Genomic DNA, 4,308 nt, shown 5'->3' with positions numbered 1-4,308 from the left:
CATCAACGGCCAGATCTCGGGATCGGCACCCATCCGGTGTTCGAGGCCAAGGACGCCCAGCGCCGTCCGCTTGCGAAAAAAAGCTGGGGGGCAGGGGAGGCCAGCGACCGCACCGCCCTGCTGTCCTACCTGCTCGACTGGATCGAGGAGCGGCTGGAGGGCGCGGCACTGATCGCCGCCGGCCACCGCGTGGTGCATGGCGGTGTGCGCCATGCCGCCCCGGTGCTGCTGACCTCCGCCGTGATGGACGAGCTGGACGGTCTGGTGCCGCTGGCACCGCTGCACCAGCCGCACAACATGGCCGCCATCCGCGCGCTGGCCGAGGCGCATCCGGAGCTGCCGCAGGTCGCCTGCTTCGATACCGCCTTCCACCGCAACCAGCCCTGGCAGGCGCAGACCTTCGCCATCCCGCGGGACCTGACGGAGGAGGGCGTGCGCCGCTACGGCTTCCACGGCCTGTCCTATGAGTACATCTCCCGGCGCCTGCCGGAGATCGCGCCGGAACTCGGCGATTCGCGGGTGGTGGTCGCCCATCTCGGCAGCGGCGCAAGCATGTGCGCCATCCATGGCGGGCGCAGCGTCGACAGCACGATGGGCTTCACCGCGCTCGATGGCCTGCCGATGGGCACCCGCTGCGGCACCATCGACCCCGGTGTGCTGATCTACCTGATGCGCAAGGGCATGGATGCCGGCGCCATCGAGAAGCTGCTGTACAACAAGTCCGGCCTGCTTGGGGTGTCGGGCATCTCCAATGACATGCGTGCGCTTCTGGAGAGCAGCGACCCGCATGCGCAGGAGGCGGTGGAGCTGTTCTGTTTCCGCATCGCCAAGGAGACTGGGGCGCTCGCCGCGTCGATGGGCGGGGTGGACGCGCTGGTCTTCACCGCCGGCATCGGCGAACGCTCCGCGCCGGTGCGGGCGCGGGTCGACGACAAGCTGGCCTGGATGGGTGTGGAGATCGACGCGGCGGCCAACGAGGCCCAATGCGGCGAAGATCTCGACCCCCGGCAGCCGCCTGCCGGTCTATGTCATCCCGACCGACGAGGAGCGGATGATCGCGCTGCACACCCGTAAGCTGCTGACGGGACGGTGAATGCTGTGTGGGGGTGTCAGCTGACGATACCCCCGCATCTTCCCCCGATTCTTCCCTGGAGCGCACACCCCCTGTCGGTGCTAGCACGCCCCTGACACCAAGCACAGTCCGGGAAAACCGTGGTCCGCCCCTATCTGCCGCTGAACGCCTTGCGCGCTTTCGAGGCGTCGGCCCGGCATCTCAGCTTCACCCGCGCCGCCATCGAGCTGTGCGTGACCCAGGCTGCCGTCAGCCATCAGGTCAAGCTGCTGGAGGAGCGGCTGGGCGCCAGCCTGTTCCACCGCCTGCCGCGCGGCCTCTCCCTGACCGATGAGGGCAGGGCGTTGCTGCCGACGCTGGAGGAGGCGTTCGACCGCATCGGCGGGCTGCTCGACCAGTTCGAGGGCGGGCGGTTTCGCGAGGTGCTGACGGTCGGCGCGGTGGGGACCTTCGCCGTCGGCTGGCTGCTGCCGCGGCTAAGCCGCTTCCGCGAGGCGCATCCCTTCGTCGACCTGCGCCTGTCCACCAACAACAACCGCGTCGACATCGCGGCGGAGGGGCTGGACTACGCCATCCGGTTCGGCGACGGCGCCTGGCACGGCACCGATGCCGTCCATCTGTTCGACGCGCCTTTGTCGGTGCTGTGTGCGCCGGAGATTGCCCGGCGGCTGCGCGAACCCGCCGATGTCGGGCGCGAGACCCTGCTGCGCTCTTATCGGTCGGACGAATGGCCGGGCTGGTTCGCCGCCGCCGGGATCGAGCCGTCGGCCATGCCGCCGGTCAAGGGGCCGGTCTTCGACTCCTCCTCGCTGATGGTGGAAGCGGCGATCCAGGGGGCCGGGGTGGCGTTGGCGCCGGTGGCGATGTTCCGACGGCCGCTGGCGGTGGGGCTGATCGAGCAGCCCTTCGCCGTCACCGTCTGCAAAGGCGCCTATTGGCTGACGGCGCTGAAGTCGCGGCCGGAGACGCCGACCATGCGTGCCTTCCGCGACTGGCTGTTCGCCATGGTCGCGGAAGACGCTGCGGAGCCTGCGGTCAGGACAGGGTGACCCGGCGCGGCGCCTGTCGCCGTTCCCGGCGCTGCCAGAAACGCAGCCGCAGCCGCGGGGCCATGACCCACGCGATGGGGGCGGCGAGCAGGATGCTGAGGATCACCACGGTCGGCATCAGCGTCATCGCCTGTTCGGAAAGTCTGGGGACTCCCAGGACCAGGACGGTGCCGATGCCGAAGACCACACCCTGGATCATGCCGTAGATCAGGATGGCGAGGCGTAAGCGGGTGGACATTGGGCTGCTCCGCTGAAGTGGATTGGTGCAATCACCGTTTCCTCCTTCAACCGGAATGAAGCCGCACTGTTCCGGACGCCATCGAAGGGAGACCGTCCCGTCCGATGGCGTTCGTGTTCCTACGATTGCATGGCGCAGGCCGGGCCTTTTCCCGGGCGGCCCTTAGCGGTGTGCCCGCCACCAGGCCATCAGCCCGGTGGTGGAGCTGTCATGGGCGCCCTCGGCCGGTCCGGTCTCCATCTCCGGCAGGATGGTGTTGGCCAGCTGCTTGCCCAATTCCACGCCCCATTGGTCGAAGCTGTTGATGTCCCAGACGATGCCCTGGACGAAGACCTTGTGCTCGTACAGCGCGATCAGGGCGCCCAGCGTCGCCGGGGCCAGGCTCTCCATCAGGATGGTGTTGGACGGGCGGTTGCCGGGGAAGACGCGGTGGGGGACCAGCGCCTCGACCTCCGCCGCCGGCTTGCCGGCCCTGGTCATCTCCGCCCGCACCTCGTCGGCGGTCTTGCCGCGCATCAGCGCCTCGGTCTGGGCGAAGACGTTGGACAGCAGGATGCGGTGATGGGCGCCGGCCTCGGCCCCGATCGGGTTGTGGGTGGTCGCCGCCGCGATGAAGTCGCAGGGGATCAACGAGGTTCCCTGGTGGATCAACTGATAGAAGGCGTGCTGGCCGTTGGTGCCCGGCTCGCCGAACAGCACCGGGCCGGTCTGGTAGTCGACCGGCTCGCCGCCGCGGGTGACCGACTTGCCGTTGCTCTCCATGTCCAGCTGCTGGAGATAGGCGGGGAAGCGGTGCAGATACTGGTCGTAGGGCAGCACCGCGTAGGACGAGGCGTCCCAGAAATTGCGGTACCAGATGCCGAGCAGGCCCATCAGCACCGGCATGTTGCGCTCAAGCGGTGCGGTGCGGAAATGCTCGTCCATCGCGTGGGCGCCGGCCAGCATCTCGGCGAAGCGCTCCGGCCCGATGGCGATCATGATCGGCAGGCCGATGGCCGACCACAGCGAATAGCGGCCGCCGACCCAATCCCAGAAGCCGAACATGTTGGCGGGGTCGATGCCGAACTTCCGCACCTCCGCCTCGTTGGTGGAGACGGCGACGAAATGCCTGGCGACATGCGCCTCGTCCTTCGCCGTTTCCAGGAACCAGCGACGGGCGGAATGGGCGTTGGTCAGCGTCTCCTGCGTCGTGAAGGTCTTGGAGGCGATGACGAACAAAGTCGTCTCGGGGTCCAGCCACTTCAGCTGTTCGGCCAGATGGGTGCCGTCGACGTTGGAGACGAAATGCAGGGCGACATGGGCATGGGCGAAGGGCTTCAGCGCCTCCGTCGCCATCACCGGGCCGAGGTCGGAACCGCCGATCCCGATGTTCACCACGTCGGTGATCGGCTGGCCGGTATAGCCGCGCCATTCGCCGTCGCGCACCGAATTGGCGAAGGCGTCCATCCGTTCCAGCACCGCGCGCACGCCCGGCATCACGTCGCGGCCGTCGACGGTGACGGCGCGGTCGGTGCGGTTGCGCAGCGCGGTGTGCAGGACCGCGCGCTTTTCCGTCAGGTTGATCGGCTCACCGCCGAACATGCGGGCGCAAGCGCCCTCGACATCCTGCTGGCGGGCGAGGTCGAGCAGCAGGCGGACCGTGTCCTGCGTGATGCGGTTCTTCGAGTAATCGAGGAACAGCCCCGCGGCCTTCACGGAGAAGGCGTTGAACCTGCCGGGATCGGCGGCGAACAGGTCGCGCATGTGCGTGCCGGCCATGTCCTGGCGGTGTTGGGCGAGAGCGGCCCAGGCGGAAGAACGGGTCAGCGCGGTCATGATGCTTTGGACTCCTTGACGTCAGCGGTCCTTTGACGCGGCCCATCTATGGGGCGTGCGGAGCCTAACACCGACCGCCGGCTGCGGGCACGGCCCAAAAACGGGCGGGGGCGCTGCTGATCGGCCTATGCGGG

At 68.4% G+C, this 4,308-nt stretch carries 3 protein-coding genes and 1 pseudogene; 2 read left to right on the top strand and 2 right to left on the bottom strand.

What is annotated here, in order from left to right; all coding sequences use genetic code 11:
* A pseudogene (locus I71_RS12010) lies at positions 1–1,093 on the top strand (acetate/propionate family kinase); the annotation flags it as partial.
* A gap of 119 nt (positions 1,094–1,212) precedes the next feature.
* Positions 1,213–2,121 (top strand): LysR family transcriptional regulator, encoded by a 909-nt coding sequence (locus I71_RS12005; protein WP_042695093.1) that lies wholly within the window; start codon positions 1,213–1,215, stop codon positions 2,119–2,121.
* On the opposite strand, the gene I71_RS12000 is transcribed toward I71_RS12005, so the two are convergent.
* Both I71_RS12000 and pgi read right to left on the bottom strand, forming a co-directional pair.
* Positions 2,108–2,359: a hypothetical protein gene (locus tag I71_RS12000; RefSeq protein WP_042695092.1), complete on the bottom strand. Its 252-nt coding sequence runs from the start codon at positions 2,357–2,359 to the stop codon at positions 2,108–2,110. The two genes, I71_RS12005 and I71_RS12000, sit on opposite strands and share 14 nt — an antisense overlap.
* Before the next feature lie 162 nt (positions 2,360–2,521).
* Positions 2,522–4,174, bottom strand: a complete 1,653-nt coding sequence (gene pgi / locus I71_RS11995) for a glucose-6-phosphate isomerase (RefSeq protein WP_042695091.1) — start codon at positions 4,172–4,174, stop codon at positions 2,522–2,524.
* Positions 4,175–4,308 lie beyond the last annotated feature (134 nt).

The organism is Azospirillum sp. B506 (assembly GCF_000333595.1).
Classification (GTDB): domain Bacteria; phylum Pseudomonadota; class Alphaproteobacteria; order Azospirillales; family Azospirillaceae; genus Azospirillum.
Note: the sequence above shows the minus strand (reverse complement) of the source record. Positions and strands in the feature narration are given on the sequence as shown.

Excerpts from the sequence above, each read along its gene's own strand:
- pgi (WP_042695091.1), bottom strand. The coding sequence starts at position 4,174 with ATGACCGCGCTGACCCGTTCTTCCGCCTGGGCCGCTCTCGCCCAACAC.
- I71_RS12000 (WP_042695092.1), bottom strand. The coding sequence starts at position 2,359 with ATGTCCACCCGCTTACGCCTCGCCATCCTGATCTACGGCATGATCCAG.